Origin of the sequence: Pseudomonas sp. MWU12-2029, assembly GCF_023242425.1 — a bacterium.
GTDB lineage: Bacteria > Pseudomonadota > Gammaproteobacteria > Pseudomonadales > Pseudomonadaceae > Aquipseudomonas > Aquipseudomonas kribbensis.
Window position 1 is genome coordinate 39,792 of record NZ_JALJDY010000013.1, and the last position, 22,548, is coordinate 62,339.

18 protein-coding genes are annotated in these 22,548 nt (G+C 59.5%); 5 read left to right on the forward strand and 13 right to left on the reverse strand.

Going from position 1 to position 22,548, the window contains the following annotated elements; all coding sequences use genetic code 11:
* Positions 1-204 precede the first annotated feature (204 nt).
* Positions 205-1,611, reverse strand: coding sequence for a heavy metal sensor histidine kinase (locus M5B44_RS26115; protein WP_248741007.1), 1,407 nt, complete (start codon positions 1,609-1,611; stop codon positions 205-207).
* Positions 1,608-2,282 carry a heavy metal response regulator transcription factor gene (locus M5B44_RS26120; protein ID WP_007951475.1) on the reverse strand — a complete coding sequence of 225 codons (675 nt, stop codon included), beginning with the start codon at positions 2,280-2,282 and terminating at the stop codon, positions 1,608-1,610. The genes M5B44_RS26115 and M5B44_RS26120 overlap by 4 nt, the downstream gene beginning before the upstream one ends.
* Before the next feature lie 409 nt (positions 2,283-2,691).
* On the opposite strand from M5B44_RS26120, the gene M5B44_RS26125 reads away from it, so the two are divergent.
* The 5 genes from M5B44_RS26125 (at position 2,692) to M5B44_RS26145 (ending at position 9,096) form a co-directional block, all read left to right on the forward strand.
* A complete protein-coding gene (locus M5B44_RS26125) occupies positions 2,692-3,939 on the forward strand; it encodes a TolC family protein (RefSeq protein WP_248741008.1) in 1,248 nt (415 codons plus the stop codon).
* A 49-nt stretch (positions 3,940-3,988) separates the two neighbouring features.
* On the forward strand, positions 3,989-5,182 hold the full coding sequence (locus tag M5B44_RS26130; protein ID WP_248741009.1) for an efflux RND transporter periplasmic adaptor subunit: 1,194 nt from the start codon (positions 3,989-3,991) through the stop codon (positions 5,180-5,182).
* Between the two features lie 15 nt (positions 5,183-5,197).
* Complete coding sequence (locus tag M5B44_RS26135; RefSeq protein WP_248741010.1) at positions 5,198-8,350, forward strand: efflux RND transporter permease subunit; 3,153 nt, start codon at positions 5,198-5,200, stop codon at positions 8,348-8,350.
* A 133-nt stretch (positions 8,351-8,483) separates the two neighbouring features.
* Positions 8,484-8,684: a co-regulatory protein PtrA N-terminal domain-containing protein gene (locus M5B44_RS26140; RefSeq protein WP_134827371.1), complete on the forward strand. Its 201-nt coding sequence runs from the start codon at positions 8,484-8,486 to the stop codon at positions 8,682-8,684.
* 79 nt (positions 8,685-8,763) lie between these two features.
* Positions 8,764-9,096 (forward strand): DUF2790 domain-containing protein, encoded by a 333-nt coding sequence (locus M5B44_RS26145; protein ID WP_248741011.1) that lies wholly within the window; start codon positions 8,764-8,766, stop codon positions 9,094-9,096.
* Positions 9,097-9,247: 151 nt separating this feature from the next.
* On the opposite strand, the gene M5B44_RS26150 is transcribed toward M5B44_RS26145, so the two are convergent.
* From M5B44_RS26150 to nuoG, 11 genes are all read right to left on the reverse strand, one after another.
* On the reverse strand, positions 9,248-10,573 hold the full coding sequence (locus M5B44_RS26150; RefSeq protein ID WP_248741012.1) for an OprD family porin: 1,326 nt from the start codon (positions 10,571-10,573) through the stop codon (positions 9,248-9,250).
* 213 nt (positions 10,574-10,786) lie between these two features.
* Complete coding sequence (locus M5B44_RS29135) at positions 10,787-10,972, reverse strand: DUF2281 domain-containing protein (RefSeq protein WP_248741013.1); 186 nt, start codon at positions 10,970-10,972, stop codon at positions 10,787-10,789.
* A 424-nt stretch (positions 10,973-11,396) separates the two neighbouring features.
* Positions 11,397-12,254, reverse strand: coding sequence for a hypothetical protein (locus M5B44_RS26160; RefSeq protein WP_248741014.1), 858 nt, complete (start codon positions 12,252-12,254; stop codon positions 11,397-11,399).
* A gap of 241 nt (positions 12,255-12,495) precedes the next feature.
* A complete protein-coding gene (gene nuoN, locus M5B44_RS26165) occupies positions 12,496-13,959 on the reverse strand; it encodes an NADH-quinone oxidoreductase subunit NuoN (RefSeq protein ID WP_085712396.1) in 1,464 nt (487 codons plus the stop codon).
* 7 nt (positions 13,960-13,966) lie between these two features.
* Positions 13,967-15,499, reverse strand: coding sequence for an NADH-quinone oxidoreductase subunit M (nuoM, locus tag M5B44_RS26170; RefSeq protein WP_007951464.1), 1,533 nt, complete (start codon positions 15,497-15,499; stop codon positions 13,967-13,969).
* A 39-nt stretch (positions 15,500-15,538) separates the two neighbouring features.
* Positions 15,539-17,392, reverse strand: a complete 1,854-nt coding sequence (gene nuoL, locus M5B44_RS26175) for an NADH-quinone oxidoreductase subunit L (RefSeq protein WP_085712395.1) — start codon at positions 17,390-17,392, stop codon at positions 15,539-15,541.
* Positions 17,389-17,697, reverse strand: a complete 309-nt coding sequence (nuoK, locus tag M5B44_RS26180; protein WP_003180046.1) for an NADH-quinone oxidoreductase subunit NuoK — start codon at positions 17,695-17,697, stop codon at positions 17,389-17,391. The genes nuoL and nuoK overlap by 4 nt, the downstream gene beginning before the upstream one ends.
* Before the next feature lie 3 nt (positions 17,698-17,700).
* Positions 17,701-18,201: an NADH-quinone oxidoreductase subunit J gene (gene nuoJ / locus M5B44_RS26185; RefSeq protein ID WP_085690004.1), complete on the reverse strand. Its 501-nt coding sequence runs from the start codon at positions 18,199-18,201 to the stop codon at positions 17,701-17,703.
* A 9-nt stretch (positions 18,202-18,210) separates the two neighbouring features.
* Complete coding sequence (gene nuoI / locus M5B44_RS26190; protein WP_085712394.1) at positions 18,211-18,759, reverse strand: NADH-quinone oxidoreductase subunit NuoI; 549 nt, start codon at positions 18,757-18,759, stop codon at positions 18,211-18,213.
* An 11-nt stretch (positions 18,760-18,770) separates the two neighbouring features.
* The gene (nuoH, locus tag M5B44_RS26195) at positions 18,771-19,778 is read right to left on the reverse strand and encodes an NADH-quinone oxidoreductase subunit NuoH (protein ID WP_007951460.1); all 1,008 of its coding nucleotides are present in this window, start codon (positions 19,776-19,778) and stop codon (positions 18,771-18,773) included.
* The gene (gene nuoG / locus M5B44_RS26200) at positions 19,775-22,489 is read right to left on the reverse strand and encodes an NADH-quinone oxidoreductase subunit NuoG (protein WP_248741015.1); all 2,715 of its coding nucleotides are present in this window, start codon (positions 22,487-22,489) and stop codon (positions 19,775-19,777) included. Before nuoG ends, nuoH begins: the two co-directional genes overlap by 4 nt.
* Positions 22,490-22,548 lie beyond the last annotated feature (59 nt).

Consider the following 22,548-nt stretch of genomic DNA (forward strand, 5'->3'; position numbering starts at 1 on the left):
GAGGGGCGGGTGCGGCGTACAAGAAGGCGAACGAAACGATAAGGAACCAATCGTCTGCGAAGTTTTTCCCTGTCCATGTCAGACGATTCATCGTGAGACTGACGCAAAATCGCACTGAAAGATTTGCGTGGAGGTATGGCGCACTTGTGCGGTGATTTTTCTGACGAAGATTGAGAAAACACCGCACAAATTTGTTGGAAGGGTTTAGTGCCTTTCCGCAAAAACAGGGAACACCAGACTGAAAACCGTCATCGTCCCCGGACGGCTCTGCACCTGCGCGGTGCCTGAATGCAGGCTCATGATCGAGCGCACGATGGCCAGCCCCAGACCGGTGCTGCCCTGTGAGCGGGCGCGGCTGCTGTCGACCCGGTAAAAACGGTCGAACAGATACGGCAGGTGCTGCGCTTCGATACCCGCGCCGGGATTGCTTACCCGCAGAACCACTTGTGTTGGCGCCTGCTCGATGAACAGCGAAACGGTTTTGCCGGCCGGGCAATGGCGCAGGGCATTGGACAGCAGGTTCGATATCGCCCGCTGGATCATCAAACGGTCGCCCGACACCCGGGCGCTGCCGACCACCTTCAGATGGATCTGCTTGTCCTGCGCCGACAGGGAAAACAGGTCGGCCACCCTGAACGCCTCATCTTCCAGTGCAATCGGTTCGAACGACGCGTGCGCCATCGGCTGACTGGCCTGGGCCAGAAACAGCATGTCCGAGACAATCCGCGCGATGCGCTCCAGTTCCTCAGTGCACGACACCAACACGTCCTTGTAGTCCTCGACCGTACGCTTGCGCGAGAGCGTGACCTGCGCCTTGCCCATCAGGTTGTTGATCGGCGTACGCAGTTCGTGGGCCAGATCATCGGAGAACTGCGACAACTGCTGCACGCCGCTGTCCAGGCGATCGAGCATGACGTTGATGCCTTGTGCCAGTTCGCTCAGTTCCTGAGGCATGTTCAGCACCGACAACCGGTGGTCGAGGTCCTGGGTGGTCACCCGGGCCGCCACCTTGCGAAACTCGCGCAGCGGCGCCAGTCCGCGCTGCACCGCGCCCCAGGCGGTCAGGCCGATGAACACCAGCAGCAACGGCAAGGCCATCAGCGTCGAGCGCAAATAGGCGCTGAGCAGGGCCTGATCGTGAGCATTGTCCATCGACAACAACACCGGCACGTTGCTGCCGTCCTTCAGACGAATCAGCTTCGAGGCGGTGAGAAATTTCGCACCTTCGGCATCGATGCTGTCGGTGTACGACAACTGATCGGTCGTTGCCCGCACCGCTTTCAATTCAATCCGTGGGTCCGTCAATCCTGTTCCGGACTTGAGCAATGGCGAGCGCAAATTGCCCCGGTCATAAATCGTCAGCGTCAGGTTGTCATGCCCCATGACCTGATCGAGCAGAATGTGCGGCTTGCCGCTGACTTCATTGGCATCGACGTACAGCGACAGGCTGTGTTCCACCTGCGCCATCTTCTTTTCCAGGCTGTCACGGGACAACGCGTTCAGTTCATGGGTCAGGGCGAAATACGCGAGGATCGCCAGAAACACCACCAGCAGCGCGCCAAGAATGCTGACGGTCAGCCCCAGTCGCAGCGACAGGCTGGCCGGCTTCATTCCCGTGCCTCCAGCACATAGCCGACACCGCGCAGGGTGTGGATCAGCTTGCTGTCGAACGGGTCATCGATCTTCGCTCGCAAGCGACGGATCGAGACTTCGACCACGTTGGTGTCGCAGTCGAAGTTCATGTCCCACACCAGCGAGATGATCTGGGTGCGGGTCAGCACTTCACCGGACTGGCGCATCAGCAGGTGCAGCAGGGCGAATTCCTTGGTGGTCAGGTCGATACGCTGCGTGCCGCGAAACGCCCGGTGACGGCCCGGATCGAGTTCCAGATCAGCCACTTTGAGCACCTGCGGTACCGGGATGTTTTCGCTGCGACGCATCAGGGTGCGCACCCGGGCCAGCAGTTCGGGGAACTCGAACGGCTTGACCAGATAGTCGTCGGCGCCCAGATCCAGGCCCCGGATCTTGTCCGCCAGCCGCCCGCGTGCGGTAAGCATCATCACCCGGGTGGAATGGGTGCGGCGCAGTTGTTCAAGCACGCTCCAGCCGTCGAGTTCCGGCAGATTCACATCCAGAATGATCAGGTCATAAACTTGTTGTTGCGCCAGATGCAATCCATCGGCGCCATTCACGGCGTGGTCAACGATATAACCACTTTCGGTCAGTCCCTGATGCAAGTATTCGGCAGCTTTAAGCTCGTCCTCGACGACAAGGATTCGCATGATTTTTCACCACTTATATTTAATGGGTATTTAATTAAGGTGGTCTGGAAACTTGTTGTTTTTGTAGGGGCTTCCGGACGGTTTCTGTTGCTGGATAGCGAGCAAGGTAAAGGCTGTAGTGGCTACAGAGTCAACGTTCAAGGCCTTTAAAACAGCTGTCCGCGACAGCCTGTCGCAGCAGCAGAGCGGTTTTTTCACGACTTCGAATTCGGCAAGTGCTGTTCGGCAGATAACTAACCAGTATTTGTTTCCATGTGTTGCTACAGCGCCATTCGAATCCGGAATCCTAGAGCAAAACAACTTCGATGAACTGTTGATAACGGATTTGTAATTTTCCAGTCACCTTGTCGATAAGTTCAAAACCCTACCGTGGCGCAATCAAAGATTCTTGATTAAAGGAAGTCTTCCATTGCCCGGTTTAATAGAACGGACGGCGCGCTCACGCCTGAAAAAAACCGCCAGCGGCCTCTTGTTGCTGGCCTGTACAAGCCTTGCCAGTGCATCGACCCTGACCCTGGATCAGGCCCTGCAAACCGCTTTCGCGGGTAACCCGGACCTGGCGGCCGCGCAGTGGGAAATCGGCATTGCCGAAGGTGACCGCAAACAGGCGGGTCTGATCCCCAATCCCGAGGTTTCGTGGGAGGCCGAAGACACCCGGCGCCAGTCGCGTACCACCACGGTGATGCTCAGCCAGCCGATCGAGCTGGGCGGCAAGCGTGGCGCGCGGATCGATGTGGCGAGCCGTGCGCAGGATGCCGCCGGTATCGAGCTGGAGCGCAAGCGCAACGCCTTGCGCGCCGATGTCATTCAAGCGTTCAACGGTGCGCAAACGGCGCAGCAACGTTTGCAACTGAGCCGTCAGTCGCTGCAACTGGCCGAAGACGGCTTGCGTGTGGCCCAAGGGCGGATCGAGGCGGGCAAGTCATCGCCGGTGGAAGGCACGCGGGCGCAAGTGCAGCTCTCGGAGGTTCGCCTGGAACTGAGCCGCGCCGAGCGTGATCAGGCCAATGCGTACCAGCAACTGGCCCAGGTCATGGGCGCACCGTTACCGACTTCGACCACGGTGCAAAGCGCCGCTCAAAGCCTGCCAAGCGTCCCACCGCCGACCCGTTTGCTTGAGCGCCTCAACGAAACCGCTGAACTGCGTCTGGCGAAATTGCAGATCGATCAGCGCGAGGCATCGCTGGGACTGGAGAAGTCCCAGCGGATTCCCGATCTCACCGTCAGCATCGGCAGTCAGTACAGCGAAACCGAGCGCGAGCGGGTCAACGTGGTCGGGTTGTCGATGCCGATTCCGCTGTTCAACCGCAATCAGGGCAACGTGCTGGCGGCGGCGCGGCGTGCCGATCAGGCACGGGACCTGCGCAACGCCACCGAGCTGCGTCTGCGCACGGAAATCCAGACCACCCTTGAGAAGTGGCAGACCGCCAACGGTGAAATCCAGGCGTTCGACCGGACCATCCTGCCCGCCGCGCAAAGTGCGGTCGACAGCGCCACTCGCGGTTTCGAAATGGGCAAGTTCGGCTTCCTCGACGTGCTCGACGCTCAGCGCACATTGATCGCCGCTCGCAGCCAATACATCCAGGCGGTGAGCGAGGCGACCGACGCCCGGGTCCGCATCGAACGCATTTTTGGCGACCTCGGCGTCAACCGTTGAATTTCAATTTTCTGATCACTGCGCGACGGCACGGCGCAGAGGAGTTTCCATGGATAAAAAACTGATCGTGGTCGCTGCGGCGACCTTGGCGTTGGGCATTGGTATCGGCTCGATGTGGGCGGGCAACTCAGGCATCGACGCGCATGCCGATGAGGCCTCCGAACATGCGGATCACGCGGAAGAAGGCGCCGCCGCCGAAGGCGAGCATGGCGAAGAAGGGCACATCGAATTGACGGCCGAGCAGATCACGGCGGCGGGCATTCATCTGGCCGAAGCGAAGGCGCAAAGCATCAGTCTTGGCTTGCCGTTCCCCGGCGAAGTGCGCTTCGACGAGGACCGCACCGCCCATGTGGTGCCGCGTGTACCGGGGGTGGTCGAGTCGGTGTCGGTCAAACTCGGGCAGTCGGTGAAGAAGGGTCAGTTGCTGGCCGTGATCGCCAGTCAGCAGATTTCCAATCAGCGCAGCGAGCAGGCAGCCGCGCAGCGCCGTCTGGCCCTGGCGCGCACGACGTTCGAACGTGAGAAGAAACTGTGGCAGGACAAGATCTCCGCCGAGCAGGATTTCCTCCAGGCGCGTCAGGCTCTGGAAGAAGCCGAGATCGCCGTGAGCAACGCCCGGCAAAAGATCAGCGTCCTCAGCGGCAGCGTGGTCGCCACTGGCGGCAATCGTTATGAACTGCGGGCGCCGTTCGACGGTGTGGTGGTGGAAAAACACCTGACGCCGGGGGAGGTGGTCGATGAAACCACGGCGGCCTTCACGCTTTCGGACTTGTCGCGGGTGTGGGTCACCTTCGGCGTTTCGCCTAAGGATCTGAACAAGGTGCAAGTGGGCAAACCCGTCACCGTCAGCGCGGCGGAATTGAACGCCGAAGTCAGCGGCACCGTGGCTTATGTCGGCAGCCTGCTCGGCGAACAGACCCGCACCGCGACCGTGCGCGTCACCCTGGAAAACCCGCAAGGCTCATGGCGCCCGGGCCTGTTTGTCACCGCGCTGGTCGCCACCGACAGCCGTCAGGCCAAGGTCGCCGTACCGGAAACCGCGATCCAGACCGTCGAGGACAAACCCACGGTATTCGTGCGCACCGACGACGGCTTCAAGGCGCAAGCGGTGGAGCTGGGCAGTCGCGCGGCGGGGCAGGTGGAAGTCACCGCCGGACTGGAGCCGGGCGTGCAAGTCGCCAGCGCCGGCAGCTTCGTCCTCAAATCGGAGCTGGGCAAAGCCTCGGCCGAGCACAGTCATTAATCGCGGAAGACTCCCATGTTCGAACGCCTGATCCAGTTTGCCATCGAGCAGCGCATCATCGTGCTGCTCGCCGTTCTGCTCATGGCCGGCCTCGGCATCGCCAGTTATCAGAAACTGCCGATCGACGCCGTGCCCGATATCACCAACGTCCAGGTGCAGATCAACACCGGCGCGGCCGGGTTCTCGCCGCTGGAAACCGAACAGCGCATTACGTTCCCGATTGAAACCGCGATGGCCGGTCTGCCGGCGCTGGAGCAGACCCGCTCGCTGTCGCGCTCGGGGTTGTCCCAGGTCACGGTGATCTTCAAGGACGGCACCGACCTGTTCTTTGCCCGGCAATTGGTCAACGAGCGGTTGCAGTCCGCCAAGGAGCAGTTGCCCGAGGGCGTGGAAGCGGTGATGGGGCCGATCTCCACCGGGCTCGGCGAGATCTTTTTGTGGACGGTCGAGACCAGGGAAGGCGCGCTGAAAGATGACGGCACGCCCTACACGCCGACCGATCTGCGGGTGATCCAGGACTGGATCATCAAGCCGCAACTGCGCAACGTCCCCGGCGTGGCCGAGATCAACACCATCGGCGGCTTTGCCAAGGAGTACCAGATTGCCCCCGATCCAAAAAAACTCGCGGCCTACAAGCTGACCCTCACCGATCTGGTGACGGCGCTGGAACGCAACAATGCCAACGTCGGTGCCGGGTACATCGAGCGCAGCGGCGAGCAATTGCTGATTCGCGCACCGGGGCAAGTGGCGAGCACCGAAGACATCGCCAACATCGTCATGGCCAATGTCGACGGCACGCCGATCCGGATCAAGAACGTTGCCACCGTGGATATCGGCCGCGAGCTGCGCAGCGGCGCCGCCACGGAAAATGGCCGTGAAGTGGTGCTGGGTACGGTGTTCATGCTGATCGGCGAAAACAGCCGTACGGTCTCCCAGGCCGTCGCCGCCAAGCTCGAACAAATCAACAAATCCTTGCCCGCTGGCGTGATCGCGGTGCCGGTGTACGACCGCACGCATCTGGTCGACAAGGCCATCGCCACGGTGAAGAAGAACCTCGTCGAAGGCGCGATTCTGGTCATCGCGATTCTGTTTCTATTCCTCGGCAACATCCGCGCTGCGCTGATCACCGCGATGGTGATTCCGCTGTCGATGCTGTTCACCTTCACCGGGATGTTCAGCAACAAGGTCAGCGCCAACCTGATGAGCCTTGGTGCGCTGGACTTCGGCATCATCGTCGACGGCGCGGTGGTGATCGTCGAAAACACCCTGCGGCGACTGGCACATGCGCAGCAGCACCATGGACGGTTGCTGACGCGGTCCGAGCGTTTCCATGAAGTGTTTGCGGCGGCGAAAGAGGCGCGGCGCCCGCTGATTTTCGGCCAGTTGATCATCATGGTCGTGTACCTGCCGATCTTCGCCCTGAGCGGCGTCGAAGGGAAAATGTTCCACCCGATGGCGTTCACCGTGGTTATCGCGTTGCTTGGCGCCATGCTCTTGTCCGTCACGTTTGTGCCGGCAGCGATTGCGCTGTTCGTGACCGGCAAGGTCAAGGAAGAAGAGGGCGTGGTGATGCGCAGCGCACGTCGCGTTTATGCACCGGCGCTGGCCTGGGTGATGTCGCACCGTGCTGTTGCCGTGGGTGCGGCGCTGGGTGTGATCGTGCTCAGTGGCGCGGTCACCAGCCGTATGGGCAGCGAGTTTGTACCGAGTCTCAGCGAAGGCGATTTTGCCTTGCAGGCGTTGCGCGTGCCGGGCACCAGCCTGACGCAATCGGTGGACATGCAGCAGCGGCTGGAAACGTTGATCCTTAATAAAGTGCCGGAAGTCGAGCGCGTGTTTGCCCGCACTGGCACGGCGGAAATCGCCTCCGACCCGATGCCGCCGAATATCTCCGACAGCTATGTGATGCTCAAACCGAAAGACCAATGGCCGGATCCGGGCAAGTCCCGCGAAACCCTGATGGCCGAGCTGCAACAGGCCGCCGCGACGCTGCCGGGCAGCAACTATGAACTGTCGCAGCCGATCCAGTTGCGCTTTAACGAGCTGATCTCCGGCGTGCGCAGCGATGTGGCGGTGAAGGTGTTCGGCGATGACATGGACGTGCTCAACGCCACGGCGACGAAGATTGCTGCCGCGATGCAGAAGGTCAACGGCGCGTCCGAGGTCAAGGTCGAGCAAACCACCGGGCTGCCGGTGCTGACCATCAACATCGACCGCGATAAAGCGGCGCGTTACGGGCTCAACGTCGGCGATGTGCAGGACACTATAGCGGTGGCTGTCGGCGGGCAGAAGGCCGGGACGATGTATGAGGGCGACCGGCGCTTCGACATGGTCGTGCGACTGTCCGACGCGATGCGTAAGGATATCGAAGGGCTGTCGGCGTTGCTGATTCCGGTGCCCGCGGCGGGTGGTGATGCCGCCAGTCAGATCGGTTTCATTGCGCTCAAGGATGTCGCCAGCCTCGATCTGGTGCTGGGGCCGAATCAGGTCAGCCGCGAGAACGGCAAGCGCCTGGTGATCGTCAGCGCCAACGTACGCGGGCGTGATATCGGATCGTTCGTCGCCGAAGCGGGCGAAGTGATCGAGCGCGATGTGCAGGTGCCGGCGGGTTACTGGACCACTTGGGGCGGGCAGTTCGAGCAGCTGCAATCGGCGGCCAAGCGCTTGCAGATCGTGGTGCCGGTGGCGTTGCTGCTGGTGTTCGGGTTGCTGTTCATAATGTTCAACAACCTCAAGGACGGTTTGCTAGTGTTTACCGGGATTCCGTTTGCGTTGACCGGTGGGGTCATGGCGTTGTGGCTGCGGGACATTCCGCTGTCGATTTCCGCGGGTGTCGGGTTTATCGCATTGTCCGGTGTGGCGGTGCTCAATGGCCTGGTGATGATTGCGTTCATCCGCAATCTGCGGGAGGAAGGGCGTTCGCTGTCCGAGGCGATCAATGTCGGCGCGCTGACACGGTTGCGACCGGTGTTGATGACCGCGCTGGTGGCGTCCCTGGGCTTCATTCCGATGGCCCTGGCGACCGGTACCGGGGCCGAGGTGCAACGACCGCTGGCCACAGTGGTGATCGGCGGGATCCTGTCCTCGACCATTCTCACGCTGCTGATTCTGCCGGCGCTTTATCAGATTGCGCATCGCCGGGACGAGGAGTCACCCACGGCAGCCTAGTCACTTTTTGCTTAACAAAAGGCCCGCAACTGCGGGCCTTTCTACATAACGGATATGTAATTTCGGCGCCACCGTCACGAAAGGTTCGGATTGTTACCTTGATCCCGTCAGTTACTTAAATGAGGAATCAACCATGAAACCTGTACAGATCGGTGCGTTTTTGTTGGCGTTGGCGGTGTCTTCCCTGGCGATGGCCGAAGGTGGCGGCGACCGCACTTTCGACCGGATGATGACCAGCAACGACCGCTCCATGGAGCTGTTCGTTGCCAAGGAAAAGGCCCGTGATCCCGTTGTCGTGAACGACAAGAAGGCCGAACAGACCCAAGACCTGTAAGCGTGCCGTCAGTGAATGAGCCCGTCATCGCGCATCGATGGTGGGCTTTTTTATGAGTCGTGTTTTGAAGGAGCTGGATATGAAACTACTAAAGTTGTTGGCATTCACCGGTGTCATGGCGATGTCCTTGAATGCGTTGGCAGAAGGTGGTGGCGACAGAACGTTTGACCGGGCACTCAGCGCCAATGCCCAGGCCATGGAGCAGTACGCGGCCGAACAGGGCAAAGCGGCGCCGGTGGTCAAGGAATATACGTACGGAATGAAGCTGGACGTGAAGAAAGTGGTGAGCGTTGTCCGGCCGAAAAATGAATGCGCGGTGGTGCCGGCTGCGATGACTTATGAAGATTCCAAAGGGCAACTCAACACCGTCACGTACAGCGTCATGGGAACCTGCCGTCAGCAGGGTGGATAGCGCCTGTAGCGGCACAAACGCCCGGTTCATGTTCAGTGAGTCGGGCTTTTTTTTTTGGCATAAAAAAGGCGCCCCGAAGGACGCCAAAAAATTCACCTCTTACCAAAGGAGCAAGGAGCTTCTAAAGGTGAATGTGTGTTGCTCGTGAAACTCAGAGAATCGCCAGTGGGTATTCGACGATCACCCGTACTTCATCCAGATCCGACTCGAACGCCGTGGCACGGGTGGTGGCCTGGCGCAGGCGCAGTGACAGGTCTTTCATCGAACCGCTCTGCACCACGTATTTGACTTCGATGTCACGCTCCCAGCGTTTCTGGTCGGTCAGCGGATTGCCTTCGGCATCGCGGCGCATGTACACGGCGTTGGCGTTGGAGTAATCGGCATCGGTGCCACGGGCATAACGGGTCATGAACGACAGGCCCGGCACGCCGTAAGTGGTCATGTCGAGGTCGTAGCGCACCATCCACGAACGCTCTTTCGGCGAGTTGAAGTCGCTGTACTGGATCGAGTTGTCGAGGAAGATCGAGTCGGACTGGCGCAGGTAATCGAAATCATCGTTACCGTTGTTGCGCTGATGGGAAAGGGCGACGGAATGCGCGCCGAGTTTCACGCCGACCCGGCCGCTCCAGATGTTGTTGTTGAATTTACCGAGCAGTTGTTTGCCTTCATCGACCGCCTTGTAATAGTTCAGGCCACCGAACAGCGACAGGTCATCCGACAGCGGATACGTCCAGGCGGTGCCGGCGTAATACTGGTTCCAGGCATCTTTCAGGCGACTGGAGTACAGGCTGAAACTGAGGTTTTTGTTCAGCGCATAATCGCCACCGCCGTAGGCGATCCAGGGCGAGTTGACCGGACCAGCATAGAAGGTTGCAAAGTTCTCGCGCATGTCGCTGGACACCGGCTGGCTCATCGCATGCAACCGGCCACCCTGGATCGACAGCCCCTCGATGCTGGTGTTGGTCGCCGTCACACCGCGAAAGCTTTCCGGCAGCAGTCGTGAATCACCCGCTGCAACTACCGGGTTGGCCGGGAACACATCGCCGATTTTCACCACCGTATCGAAGGCCCGCACTTTGGCCGCACCACCGACCTTGGTGTATTCGTCCCGCGCTTTACCGTCGCTGTCGACCGGCAACACATCGAACGAACTGCGGCCACCGTTGCGGCCGTCACCGGTGTCGAGTTTCAGGCCGATCATCGCGAAAGCATCCACCCCGACCCCGACGGTGCCCTGGGTGAAACCGGATTCGAACTTGCTGATGACCGCATGGGCCCAGGCTTCGGAATAACCATTGCCGGTAGGGCTGGACTGGCCGTTGCGGTGATCACGATTGAAATAGAAGTTGCGGTTGAGCACCGTCAGGCTGCTGCCTTCGATAAACCCTTCGGGTTTGTCTTCTGCAAACACCATGGACGGCCCGGCGCCGACAACCACTGCTAAAGCGGCCATCGATATTTTTGTGTTGTTAACCATCAATCACTCCTGAGTTCGGCAGAACGGGAACGTGCTTCGGCGTGGGTTTTATTGTTCGACGGGCAAGGGCCCGCCGGGAGAGTCGCCGGGTGACATCGTTGCAGGCTGCGGATAACGCGGAGGTGATTGGGGGATTACAATTTCGTTAGGTGGATGCGGGCAAAACTCACCACAGGGTGGGTCTGATCGTTCCATGTATGCAGATGTGTGTTTCTACCTTTCGAAGGTATCCAGCCAATCCTCTGGCAGAGAGGTGTCGATGTCATTGGGTAGTGTGAGTTTGCCCTTCATGGTTCCGATCCGTTGTGCGCGCGTTTTTTTCAAGGTGACTTTGCCTTTGCGTTCTTCGGCTAATGCTTCGAGGCCGTCCATCAACTCTGAAAAAATATCTCGCTTCATGGTTCGCGATCTCCTCTTGAAAATTGATCTTCGAATTTACTGGAAAAAGGTTCCTTTCGAATGTCATACATTGCCCAGTGAATTGCAGGAAAACTCCTAAGGAGAGTGTGGCGTTTACGATTAAGGGATCGCTACCTTCGTCAACTCCTACAAAAACTCAGCCGCCCAGATGCAGGATTCAGCCGATGCCAGAGACTTTTGAAGTGAAACCGCAGAAAAAAACAACGGCATCCGAAGATGCCGTTGTTTTGAGTGATAAATATTGGTCGAATGGCTTCGATTGATGGTCACCTGTTATCTAACGCTATTTCCTTTCTATTGATAACTCTCTCGTTGACAACACGGCGTACCACTGGTGCAGAAGGCTTTTTTGGTGGTGTCGGTCTAGTCGGATTTTCTGGTTTGGACGGGCCGTTGGTCGCTTTCATTTCTGATTCCTATTGGGACCACCGTTAACATCGTCGTACGTCTTTCTGGATGGTGGAGCAGACGGTTTTACAGGTGCTTGGGGCAGGGTTTTGTGTTCGCTCAATGCTGGTTTATTAGGTTCGCTCAATTTTTCCGCCCCTCTTTCAAGAACTATATTTTCGAGGATTATAGTCCTTTTTTTCAGGTCTGCTACCGCGTCAGATTTAGAGTCATTTAACAGCTGAGTTTTTAATGCGGCTATTTGATCTCCCACGTATGTATCTTTTATTGCAAAATTTTTCCTGGGAGAGGAGGTGTCCATGTCAAAGAGAACGAATAGCAAACTGCCTATAGCGAGGGGAATGCAGGCCATCAGAAAAGTTGAAAGCGCTTTAAATACCCAGCGGGATCGCTCTTCGTTGACTAGGGCGTTATGTGTAGAGCAGCTAATGTAAGTGTTTGATATAAAGCTAGCGGTTTCTTTGGCAGGGTTGATCAACGGTATTTGTTCGTGTTGAGCGACTTGGGCATTATATTTGGCAAGCTCATTGTTGTACTCTATTTGGCTTTCGTAGTATTCCTTGATTTTTTCTGCGTATGGCATTCGGTTGAATTCAGAGCCGCTAAAAGCTTTGCAGTTGAAATATGTGGATATTGCTGAAATTATTAAGGTTGTTGCTACGAAAAAGGAAATAAGAAATGCAATTTTAGGGTTGAAGGTGAAGTCTAGAAAGCGCGCGAGATAGATTGTTGCTGAAGCAAGGGCGAATATCGCTGTAAATATTATTTGGGTTTTTATTGAAATGCTGTTTTTTATCTCTTCTTCATATGCATACATTTTTTCGTAAGTGGTATGTATGTTGTGAATGTTCAATATGATTTCCCTGTGTCCTGTCGATCGGCCAGTGCATTCAATGTGCCTGCGAAGCTGCTTTATCCCGCTCACATACGATAGCTCCAAGAGCCGAATACGGGCTGTAGGACGAAACCGACAATTCAGCGGGAGCTTTCTGGGGTTTAAGCAGGAAGGGGCAGGGCACTCGTAATGAATTCCCCAAACGCAAAAACGGCACCCGAAGGTGCCGTTTCTGTTTGCAGCCATTCCAGCAGAGCAATCAGCCCGCCAGACCCGCCTGCTGAACCAGGGTCAGCAATGGTTGCGGGTACACACCGAGGAAGAACGCGACCACGGCGATGGCCAGCAGCATCACGCCGCCTGCTTTCTGTTCCCAGTGCAGCTGGGCGTCGTGGCGGCGCAGGTTCGGTTCGATCAGGTACAGGGTGACCATCACGCGCAGGTAGTAGAACACGCCAATGGCGCTGCCCAGTACCAGCGAACCTACCAGCCACCATTGGTGCGACTCGACACCGGTGGCGATGATGTAGAACTTGCCGATGAAGCCAGCAGTCAGCGGGATACCGGCCAGGGACAGCATCATCACGGTCAGTACGGCGGTCAGGTACGGACGGCGCCAGAACAGGCCGCGGTACTCGTACAGCGCATCTGCGTCACGGCCGTTGTACGGCGAGGACATCAGGGTGATCACGCCGAAGGCGCCGAGGCTGGTGATCACGTAGGTGACCAGATACACGCCGATGGCTTCCACCGCCAGACCCTTGCTCGCCACCAGCGCGATCAGCAGGTAGCCGAAGTGCGCGATGGAGGAGTAACCGAGCAGACGCTTGAGGTTGCTCTGGGTCAGGGCCAGCAGGTTACCGAACAGGATCGAGGCGATGGCGATGATGGTCAGGACGTTGCTCAGAACACCACTGCTTGCGGCAGGGGAGATCTGGAACAGACGAACCATGACCGCGAACACAGCCACTTTCGAAGCGGTGGCGAGGAACGCGGCCACCGGTGCCGGAGCACCTTCGTACACGTCCGGCGTCCACAGGTGGAACGGTACCAGCGACAGCTTGAACGCCAGACCGATCAGCATCATGCCCAGGCCCAGTTGCGCCAGCGAGCTTGGCAGGTTGGTGGTGGCCAGTGCCTGACCGATACCCACGAAGCTCAGCGAACCAGAGTCTGCGTACAGCAGCGCCATACCGAACAGCAGGAACGCGGAACCGGCGGCCGACAGCACCATGTACTTGATGCCGGCTTCCAGCGAACGCTTGTTGAAGAAGGCGTAGGCCACCAGACCGTAGACCGGCACCGACAGCAGTTCCAGACCGATGAACAATCCGGCCAGGTGCTGCGCGCTGACCAGAACCAGGCCACCGGCGGCGGCCATCAGGATCAGCAGGTACAGTTCTTCACGGTTGCCCGGGTAACCCGAACCGCCATCGCCGAGGTAGGCGTGGGCAAGGGTGACACAGGCGAGGGTGGCGACCAGGATCAGCGCCATGTACAGGCAGGCAAAGGTGTCGATCTGCAGCAATGGAGTCACGGCCAGAGGCGCGACTTTCAGGGCCGGCAGGATCGACAGCAAGGCCAGGTTCAGACCCGCCACCGAAATCAGGAAGGTCTGCGAGTGGTTGCGGCGCCAGGCGATTGCCAGCATCACCACGATAATGGTGAGGCTGGTGATCAACAGTGGCGCTAGCGCAATAAAGTGTTGAATCGTGAATTCCATAGCGCTCTTACCGGGCCGAAGCGAGTTGAGTGAAGGCGGTGCCGAGCCACTGCTGCACGCCATGCATCGTGGCGGCAGAAGTGTCGAGGAACGGTTGCGGGTAGACGCCGAGGTAAATCAGCAGTACCGCAAGGCCCAGCACCATGATCAGTTCGCGACCGTCCATGCCGTGCAGGATCGAATCCGATTTGGACGGACCGAAGTAGGCACGGTGGATCATGATCAGCGAGTAGACCGAACCGAACACCAGACCGGAGGTGGCAATCGCGGTGATCCATGGCGCACTGGCGAAGGTGCCGATCAGGATCAGGAACTCGCCGACGAAGTTACCGGTGCCCGGCAGACCCAGGGAGGCGGCTGCGAAGAACAGGCTGATCGCCGGCAGGTAAGCGATACGCGACCACAGACCGCCCATCTCACGCATGTCACGAGTGTGCAGGCGCTCGTACAACTGACCGCTCAGGATAAACAGTGCCGCGGCCGACAGTCCGTGGGCCAGCATCTGGATCACGGCACCTTGCAGCGCCAGTTGGCTGCCGGAGTAGATGCCGATCAGTACGAAACCCATGTGGGAAACGGACGAGAAGGCGATCAGACGCTTGATGTCGGTTTGCGCGAACGCCAGGAACGCACCGTAGAAGATCCCGATCAGACCGAGGGTCATGGCGATCGGCGCGAATTCGGCCGAGGCGTTCGGGAACAGCGGCAGGGCGAAACGCAGCAGACCGTAGGCCGCGGTTTTCAGCAAGATACCGGCGAGGTCGACGGAACCTGCAGTCGGCGCCTGGGCGTGAGCGTCAGGCAGCCAGGAGTGGAATGGAACCACGGGCAGCTTGACCGCGAAGGCGATGAAGAAGCCGAGCATCAGGATGTACTCGGTGGTCATCGACATCTTGGTCTTCAACAGATCGGCGTAGTTGAAGGTGATCACGCCGGTGCTGTTGTAGTTGACCAGTACCAGACCCAGGATCGCCACCAGCATGATCAGGCCGGAAGCCTGAGTGAAGATGAAGAACTTGGTCGCCGCGTAGATACGGGTTTTCTTGCCGTCCGAAGAACTGTGACCCCAGAGCGCGATGAGGAAGTACATCGGCACCAGCATCATTTCCCAGAAGAAGAAGAACATGAACAGGTCGAGGGCGAGGAACACGCCGACAACACCGCCCAGGATCCACATCAGGTTCAGGTGGAAGAAGCCGACGTGACGCTGGATCTCTTTCCACGAGCAGAGTACCGACAGGATACCCAGCAGACCGGTCAGCAGGATCATCAGCAGCGACAGGCCGTCGAGGGCCAGGTGCACGTTGATGCCGAAGCGCTGGATCCAGACGTGCTTGAACTCAAGCGCCCAGGTCGGATCGGCGCCAGGCGCCGGAGCAAATGAATAGTCACCGTGGGCCCACAGCCAGAGGCCGAGGGCGAGTTCCAGGGTCATGGTCAACAGCGCAATCCAGCGGGGGAGGGTAGCGCCGAAGCGCTCACCCATCCAGCACAGCAGGCCGCCGATGAAGGGGATCAGGATTAGCCAAGGCAGAATCATGACGGGCTCGTTTCCTTTCGCAAATTCGCAAGGTTCATATCAGACCGCTACCAGCACGACAGCGCCGATGACCAACACGGCACCAGCAGCCATCGAAGCAGCGTACCAACGCAGTTGACCGGTTTCGGTACGGCTCAGGGCAGTGTGACCACCCTTGGCCATGCGCGGGATCAGACCGATGGTCTGGTCGAGCGGGTCTTTGCGCAGCATGTGGCTGATCGCAAGGTACGGCTTCACGAACAGTTTGTCGTAGATCCAGTCGAAGCCCCAGGCAGCGAACCACCAGGCCGAAAGGAGACGGCCGATGCCGCTGTTGGCGATCGCGGTCACGAAGCGACGCTTGCCGAGGAACAGCAGGGCCGCCAGCAGGATACCGGCCAGGGCGATGGCGCCCGAGGCGATTTCCAGGCTGTGCTTGGCTTCGCCACCGGCATGGCCAACGCTCTCAGGCAGTACGCCGTGCAGCGGTGGAACGATCATGGCGCCGACGAAAGTCGACAGCACGATCAGCACCGACAGTGGCAACCAGTGAGCGATGCCGTGACCGGCGTGAGCTTCGGTCTTGGCTTCACCATGGAACGCGATGAAGATCAGGCGGAAGGTGTACAGAGAGGTCATGAACGCACCGACCAGACCGGCGTACAACAGACCGTTGTGGCCGCTGGCGAACGCTTCCCAGAGGATTTCGTCCTTGGAGTAGAAACCTGCGGTCACCAGCGGCAGGGCGGCCAGGGCGGCACCACCGACGATGAAGCTGGCGTAGGCCAGCGGCAGTTTCTTCCACAGGCCGCCCATCTTGAAGATGTTCTGTTCGTGGTGGCAGGCAACGATCACCGCACCGGACGCAAGGAACAGCAGGGCCTTGAAGAAGGCGTGGGTCATCAGGTGGAAGATCGCGCCTTCCCAGGCACCAACGCCCAGCGCCAGGAACATGTAGCCGATCTGGCTCATGGTCGAGTAGGCGAGGATACGTTTGATGTCGGTTTGAACCAGTGCGGCAAAACCTGCCAGAACCAGGGTCACACCGCCAACGATGCCGACCAGGTGCAGGATGTCCGGCGCCAGGGCGAACAGACCGTGGGTACGGGCGATCAGGTAGACACCCGCAGTAACCATCGTTGCAGCGTGGATCAGTGCCGAAACCGGAGTAGGGCCGGCCATCGCGTCCGCAAGCCAGGTCTGCAGCGGCAGTTGCGCCGATTTACCGACCGCACCACCCAGCAGCATCAGGGTTGCCAGCACGATCCAGAAATCGCCGACCTTGAAGTGCTCAGGCGCCTTCACCAGCAGTTCCTGGACATTCAGCGTGCCCAGTTGCTGGAACAGGATGAACAGGCCGATCGCCATGAACACGTCGCCGATACGGGTGACGATGAAGGCTTTCAGTGCGGCGTTACCGTTATTGCGGTTGCTGTAGTAGAAACCGATCAACAGGTACGAGCACAGGCCCACGCCTTCCCAACCGAAGTAGATGAACAGCAGGTTATCGCCCAGCACCAGGAACAGCATGCTGGCGATAAACAGGTTGGTGTAGGCGAAGAAACGCGAGTAACCGGCTTCACCGCGCATGTACCAGGAGGCGAACAGGTGGATCAGGAAACCCACGCCAACCACCACACCCAGCATGGTCACGGACAGACCATCCAGGTACAGGGCGAAGTTAGGCTGGAAGCCTTCCACCGAGATCCACTTCCACAGTACGTGGACGTACACGCCACCTTCCGGTGGAGCGACGTTGAACTGCCAGATCACGTAAGCCGCGACGATGGCAGACAGGCCGATGGAGCCGACACCGATCAGCGCCGACAGGTTTTCCGAGAGGCGGCCGCGCGAGAACGACAGCAACAGGAACCCGATCAGAGGGAATACGAAAGTCAGAAAGAGTAGGTTCATCCGCGCATCTCACTGGCAGCGTCGATATCGAGCGTGTGGAAGCGGCGATACAGTTGCAGCAGGATCGCCAGGCCAATACTGGCTTCGGCGGCTGCCAGGCTGATCACCAGGATGAACATGATCTGTCCATCCGGTTGCGCCCAACGGGCGCCTGCAACGATGAAGGCCAGTGCAGAGGCGTTCATCATCACTTCCAGACTCATCAACACGAACAAAATGTTGCGGCGGACCATCAGGCCGACCAGACCAAGGCAGAACAGGATGCCGGCAACGGCCAATCCATGCTCGAGAGGGATAGCAGGCATGTCTTACTCCTTCGCCTCGTTACGGCCCAAATGGAACGCCGTGACGGCTGCAGCGAGCAGCAGCATCGAGGCGAGTTCGACCACCAGCAGGTACGGACCGAACAGGCTGATGCCCACGGCTTTCGCGTCCACGGTGGTTTGACCGATGGCCTGACCGCTCTGGTGAGCGAACAGCACATACAGCAGTTCGGCCAGCAGCAGGGCGGCGAGAATCACAGGACCTGCCCAGATACCGGGCTTGAGCCAGGTGCGTTCCTGCTGAACCGAGGCCGGGCCCAGGTTCAGCATCATCACCACGAACACGAACAGCACCATGATGGCGCCGGCGTAGGCGATCACTTCCAGCACGCCGGCGAACGGTGCGCCGAGAGCGAAGAAGGTCATGGCCACGGAGATCAGCGAAATGATCAGGTAGAGCAGGGCGTGCACAGGATTGGTGTTGGTGACCACACGCAGTGTGGACACAACAGCGATACCCGATGCGAAATAGAAAGCGAATTCCATCGTTCTTCCTTAAGGCAGCAAGCTCTTCACGTTGATCGGCTCGGCTTCGTTTTGTGCGGCACCTTTCGGCTTGCCCGCAACGGCCATACCTGCAACACGATAGAAGTTGTAATCAGGGTTTTTGCCGGGGCCGGAGATCAGCAGATCTTCTTTCTCGTACACCAGGTCCTGACGTTTGAACTCGGCCATCTCGAAATCCGGCGTCAGCTGGATCGCGGTGGTCGGGCAGGCTTCCTCGCAGAGACCGCAGAAAATGCAGCGCGAGAAGTTGATACGGAAGAAGTCCGGGTACCAGCGACCGTCTTCGGTTTCAGCTTTCTGCAGCGAGATGCAACCCACCGGGCAGGCCACGGCGCACAGGTTGCAGGCTACGCAGCGTTCTTCGCCGTCGGGGTCGCGGGTCAGGACGATGCGTCCACGGTAGCGTGGTGGCAGGTAGACCGGCTCTTCCGGGTATTGCAGGGTGTCGCGCTTGCGAAAGCCATGACCGAAGATCATGACCAGGCTGCGCAACTGGGTACCGGTACCCTTAATGATGTCGCCAATATATTTGAACATGGGTCAAATCCTCACTGAACCGCAACTGCAGGCGTGTTCCACAACACGATTGCAGCGGTCACCAGCAAATTGATCAGGGTCAGTGGCAGGCAGAATTTCCAGCTGAAGTCCATCACCTGGTCATAACGCGGACGCGGAATGGAAGCGCGCAGCAGGATGAACAGCATGATGAAGAACGCGGTCTTCAGTGCGAACCAGACGAAGGACAGTTGCGGCAGGATGCCGAACGGACCGTGCCAGCCACCGAAGAACAGGGTGACCAGCAGCGCCGAGATCAGGATGATGCCGATGTATTCACCGACGAAGAACATGCCCCATTTCATACCGGCGTATTCAATGTGGTAACCGTCGGCCAGTTCCTGTTCCGCTTCCGGCTGGTCGAACGGGTGACGGTGAGTCACGGCCACGCCAGCGATGAAGAAGGTACAGAAGCCGAAGAACTGCGGAATGATGAACCACAGGTTCTGCGCCTGGTACTCGACGATGTCGCGCATGTTGAACGAGCCGACCTGCACCACGATGCCCATCAGGGCCAGGCCCATGAACACTTCGTAGGACACGGTCTGCGCCGAGGCACGCAAGCTGCCCAGCAGGGCGAACTTGTTGTTACTCGACCAGCCGGCGAACAGCACCGCGTAGACCGACAGACCGGCCATGGCGAAGAAGAACAGCAGGCCGATGTTCAGATCCGCCACACCCCAGGTCGGGGTGATCGGGATGATCGCGAACGCGATCAGCAGGGCGGACATGGCCACCACCGGTGCCAGGGTGAAGATCACCTTGTCGGCAAACGGCGGGGTCCAGTCTTCCTTGAAGAACATCTTCAGCATGTCCGCTGCGATCTGGAACATGCCGAACGGGCCGACGCGGTTCGGACCGTAACGGTCCTGCCACCAGCCCAGCAGGCGACGTTCGACAAAGCTGAGCAACGCGCCTGCGACCACAACGGCCAGCAGGATCACGATGGCTTTGATGACCGTCAGGATCACATCGATCACTTCAGGGGTGAACCAGGTCATTGCGCTGCCTCCTGCAGACCATCAACGGATACGCCGGCGAATGCCGGTGGAATGCCGGCGATGCCCGCAGGCAATGCCACCAGACCTGCGCCCAGCTCTTCATTGATGCGCAGCGGCAGACGCAGGGTCTGGCCGGCAACGTTGAGGCTCAGCAGTGCGCCGTCGTTGACGCCCAGGCGATCGGCTTCGGACTTGGCCAGAGCAACGTAGGCCGCCGGGATGCGTTCCTGAACCGGAGCGGCTTTCGAAGAGTTCTCTTCGCTGCCGAACAGGTGGAAGAACGGCACGGCTTGCCAGGTACCCGGCGCCGGGTTGAACGCACGTGGCGCAGCGGCGAACCAGTTCAGCGAATCACCGGTGCTTTCGATCAGGCGGGTGCCCGGATCGCCAGCGCGCAGGTGACCACCGACTTCGTCCTGGAACTTGTTCCAGGCTTGCGGCGAGTTCCAGCCCGGCGACCAGGCGAACGGTACTTGCTGACGCGGTTCGGCGGAGCCCGAGTAACCTTCCATCGAGAAGGCGAACGCGGTGTCCTTGTCTTGCGGGGTGCGCGGTTCGTGAACGCTGATGTTGGCGCGCATTGCAGTGCGGCCGGAGTAGCGCAGCGGTTCACGGGCCAGTTTCATGCCTTTGATGCGGAACGCGGCGGACGGTGCAGCGTCGACGATGCCGGCCAGTTGCGCGGTGCTCGAAGCAACGGCGGAGGTGACGTGGTCGAGTTGCGTCCAGTCGATCGGCTGGTTCAGCAGGGTGGCGCGCAGGGCGTGCAGCCAGCGCCAGCCTTCGTGGACCAGAATGCTCGCGTCCATGTATTGCGGGTCGAAAACCTGGAAGAAGCGCTGGGCGCGACCTTCCTGGCTGACCAGCGTACCGTCGCCTTCAGCGAAGCTGGCGGCTGGCAGAACCAGATGCGCGCGGTCGCTGGTGGCGGTCTTCTGGTGGTCGGCAACGATCACTGTTTTCGCAGCGTTCAGTGCCGCATCGACCTTGGCTTTGGCGGTACGGGTGTACAGATCGTTTTCCAGAACGACGATTGCGTCGGCCTTGCCGTCGATGACCGCTTGCAGCGCGGCATCTACCGATTCGCCACCGAGCATGGCCAGGCCGAGGCTGTTGGCTTCCGGCACGATCAGGCTGATCGAACCGTTCTTCTCGCGCAGCTTCAGGGCCTTGGCGATGTTCGCAGCCGCTTCGATCAGGGCTTTGGAGCCCAGCGAAGTACCGGCGATGATCAGCGGACGCTTGGCAGCGAGCAGGGCGTCGGCGATGCGCTTGGCCAGTTCCAGGGCTTCGGCGTCCAGACCTTCGACGGCCGGTGCGCTGGCGTCCAGGGCGTGAGCCACGGCGAAACCGATGCGGGCCAGGTCGTCCGGCGCGGCGTGTACACACTCTTCGGCGATGTCGTCGAGCTTGGTTTCAGCCAGGCTGGCGATGAACAGCGGGTTCAGTTCGTGCTGACCGATGTTCTTCACCGCGGCGTCGAGCCAAGGCTGGACGCGCATGGCTTCGGCCATGTCTTCGGCCTTGCCTTTTACCGACTGACGCAGGGCCAGGGCCATACGGGCGGCGGTCTGGGTCAGGTCTTCACCGAGGACGAACACGGCGTCATGGTCTTCGATGTCGCGCATGTTCGGCACTGGCAGCGGGCTGTCTTTCAGCACTTGCAGGACCAGACGGATGCGTTCCAGCTCGGAGGCTTCGATACCGGAGTAGAAGTGCTCGGCGCCGACCAGTTCACGCAACGCGTAGTTGCTTTCGAGGCTGGCACGCGGCGAACCGATACCGACGATATTGCGACCACGCAGCAGGTCGGCGGCTTTATCCAGCGCGTCGTCCAGGCTCAGCTTGGTTCCGTCGGCCAGCAGTGGCTGACGTGGACGGTCGGTGCGGTTGACGTAGCCATAACCGAAACGGCCACGGTCGCACAGGAAGTACTGGTTCACCGAACCGTTGTAACGGTTTTCGATGCGACGCAGTTCGCCGTAACGCTCGCCCGGGGAGATGTTGCAACCGCTGGAGCAGCCATGGCAGATGCTCGGCGAGAACTGCATGTCCCACTTACGGTTGTAGCGCTCGGAGTGAGTCTTGTCGGTGAACACACCGGTCGGGCAGACCTCGGTGAGGTTGCCGGAGAACTCGCTTTCGAGGGTGCCGTCTTCAACGCGACCGAAGTACACGTTGTCGTGGGCGCCGTACACACCGAGGTCGGTGCCGCCGGCGTAGTCCTTGTAGAAGCGCACGCAGCGGTAGCAGGCGATGCAGCGGTTCATTTCGTGGGAAATGAACGGGCCCAGTTGCTGGTTCTGGTGGGTGCGCTTGGTGAAGCGATAACGGCGCTCGTTGTGGCCGGTCATCACAGTCATGTCTTGCAGGTGGCAGTGACCGCCTTCCTCACAGACCGGGCAGTCGTGCGGGTGGTTGGTCATCAGCCATTCGACGACACTGGCGCGGAACGCCTTGGATTCTTCATCGTCGATGGAGATCCAGGTGTTGTCGGTGGCCGGGGTCATGCAGGACATGACGATACGACCACGGGTGTCGTTCTCGTCGGTGTACTGCTTGACCGCGCACTGGCGGCAGGCCCCGACGCTACCTAGCGCGGGGTGCCAGCAGAAATAAGGGATGTCGAGGCCCAGCGACAGACATGCCTGTAACAGGTTGTCTGCCCCGTCGACTTCGAGCGCTTTGCCGTCTACGTGGATAGTGGCCATGGTTCAAAGGTCTTCGTTGGCCCGGTGTCAGCGGGCGTGGCTAATGGAATCTTGTTATC